This is a genomic window from Sphingorhabdus wooponensis, from assembly GCF_003933235.1.
In the GTDB taxonomy this organism is placed as follows: domain Bacteria; phylum Pseudomonadota; class Alphaproteobacteria; order Sphingomonadales; family Sphingomonadaceae; genus Sphingorhabdus_B; species Sphingorhabdus_B wooponensis.
In genome coordinates, this window is the sequence record NZ_RWJI01000007.1 from 1 (window position 1) to 2,861 (window position 2,861).

At 54.1% G+C, this 2,861-nt stretch carries 1 protein-coding gene; it reads right to left on the bottom strand.

All coding sequences use genetic code 11. The annotated features are described in order from the left end of the window. On the bottom strand, window positions 1-2,861 hold a 2,861-nt coding region (locus D7D48_RS10535; RefSeq protein ID WP_342769827.1), incomplete at both ends, for a nidogen-like domain-containing protein.

Below are 2,861 nucleotides of genomic sequence, written 5' to 3' on the forward strand. Positions count from 1 at the left end.
TCCACCGGCATGTTGGCCAGCCAATGCAATAATGAAAACGTCATCACCCGCATTACCAACAAGGCTGTCCGCGCTGGCTCCGCCAGTGATGGTATCGTTCCCCGAACCACCCGTGATCGTATCAATGCCGCTGTTACCGTTCAGCGTGAGGCCTTCCGACTGGTGGCTTACATTGATGGTCGAACCGCTGCCGGTGGCCGTAATCGTGGTAATGGTGGGGAAGGTATCAGAACCCACCACAATCGTTGCGCCCAGATCACTGTCGGCAGCATCGGTCAATACGCCGCCCCCTGCGACCGTTATAGTGCTAGAGCCTGCTGTACGCACCGCTTTATCGGCATCCCCAGGCATCGCATCGCCATCGAGATTACGGGTCAATAGAACATCGATTGTATCCGTCGCACCGGCCACATTGCCTGAAGTCCGCGGTGTGACCGTAACGGTAGCTTCCATATCCACATAGGCATCCTTCCACAAATTAAAGGTTGCATTGGAAATTGTGGTGAGCTTGGCCGCGTTGGTCCCCGTACTGCTGATCGTGAATTGGCTCGCAGCTTCGCCACCAAGCAAATAATTACCCGGGTCGGCTGTGATCCCCCGCACTGTAATAGCCGCGGTATCCTTAGCGGATGTAAGGCCAACGTCAGGAAGGTAAGAGTCGGAAACCATGTACCCTCCCTCAACTTGCCATGCCCAAACCCCGGCGACGTCAACGTTCGATCCCGATCCAGCAATACTGAAAAGGTTCGTTTTGGTAGGATTGATCAAGCTGAAGTTAACCCGATCACCCGCGGTCCAACCCGCTGTGGCACCTGCATATTGTTGCGATACTTCTTCGTAACGGATTTCAATGCCAAAGCTTGTGGAAGCAGGGATTTCATTATCAAGTTTATGAAATATAATCTGGAAGGCGGAGCCCTTCCCTCCTGCATTGGTTTGGCTATCGGAAACGCCATTTGCATACAAACTGACGTTGTCCCACGTGAACACAAGCATATCCGGAGTGGAATAATAATACATGTTATGACTGTTCAGCGAAGTACCCGAGCCTGCGCCATCAGCGATATTACGGGTCCCCGCGCCAGTGTAGAGGTCGTCAAACTGGGCCGCAATCATGGGCGAGCGCGTAAAGCCGTCAATGCCTGACGGAACATATCCCGAATACCCAGATCCGAAGGTCACGTACCCGTTGCTACCCATGTAAACAGTCGTGTAGTTCGTCCCGAACATGTCGAGGCCGCTGGACCACAAGCCAGCCGGTACCGAAACTGCCACCGAATAATCGTCGCCACTACCCATCTGTGTGCCGAAATTGCCAGACCCGTTTCGGATCAACTGGTTCGTTGTTCCATTCACGCCGTCGCCTCCTGTTGGGCTACCGTCGTTTCCAGGTATAAACCCAGAGGGCGTGACACTTAGTGCATTAGCATCGTACCAGGTCCTATTATTAGGAAGTAAAGATGTGTGCGACGTCATTGCGCTGGACGGAGGCGCAACGGTCAGTACGAAGCCGGAGCCCGCTGTCACAGAGTTAAGACTGTCGTTTGCAATGCGCACAATCTGATCATCATTTGATGCGCTGGTACCTGTACCATAAGCATAGGTATCGGTCTGGCCACCAGAGGTGTGCGTGAAGGCTATGACGTTGTTATTGCCTAGACCATCTAGAGCAGCGCGGACTGTCGCGATCTTTTCCGCGAGTGTGCTTGATGCCCCCGCTCCAAACGAGGTAATGAAGCCGGAAGCGTTGGTTGTCAGTCCCCCGCTAGAAATGTTGGCACCGACAGTATCCGTACCGATGAAGTCAATCACGTCGTCATTATAGTCTAGAAACGTGCTTATGCGCGCCATCACATCGGCGTCAGAGCCCGTCAGGGTAATGTTGGCCTTGGCCGAACTGGCAACGGTGAACTCAACATGGTCCAAACCGGTTTCGTCCCCGGCTCCCGTGCGAATAGAATACACGCCGGTACCTGCCTTAATGGTTTGAATGCCGCTAACGACCGTGATGTCTACGTTAGAAGCGGAACCGCTTAGGTCAACTGTGCTCGACACAGGGTCCCAGCTAGAAGACATGGCTTGGACAACAGTGAGTGTGTCCGATGCGTGACCGCCCGAGATGGTTGCATTACCCTGGCCAATAGAAATTGAGATATCGTTATCTGTAGTATTGTCATTGAGGTCAACGGCGATGGTTCCCAATACATCCGTCGCGACGAGATCGCCGGTTAGATTGTTGACGGTGAAATTGGTGGTCGTGCCGTCATCGTCAATCGTAAGAACCTTATCATTAGCAAGGCTGTTCGCATCAATTGTCGTAGCAGTATTATCTGTCCGGGTTACAGACGTCGTGTCATTGCCGGTAATGATCGTATTCAGGGTGACCATCGTCGCCCTCGTACCAAGCGTCACCGAGGAGGCGCCGGTCAGTTGCAACTGCTCGACGTCAGTAACATTCGCAAATTCGGCGTCCACAACGTCACTGTCCGCTGCCGTGATGTAGATGGTGTCAATGTCAGAGCCGCCGTCTACTGATGTATCACCAGCCAGTTCAGCACTGCTCACAAAGCGCAGCGTATCATTACCCCAACCACCCGCTAACGTGTCGGCACCAGAACCGCCAGTGATGGTATCTGCATTTTGGCCACCGGTGAGTGTATCGGCAAATCCCGAACCCGTCAGCGTTACCGCACTTGCATTCCCACTGTTCGTAACCGTCCAGCCTGTCGTGCCGGTGACCGCCGAAACGTCGATATTATAGCCCGACGCTGTGATGGTGGCAGCAGAGGCCGCCGCAGCCTTGTTGTAGCTTGCGCTCGTTGCGGTCCAAGCAGCCACCGCCGTGGCGGACATCGCTGCGC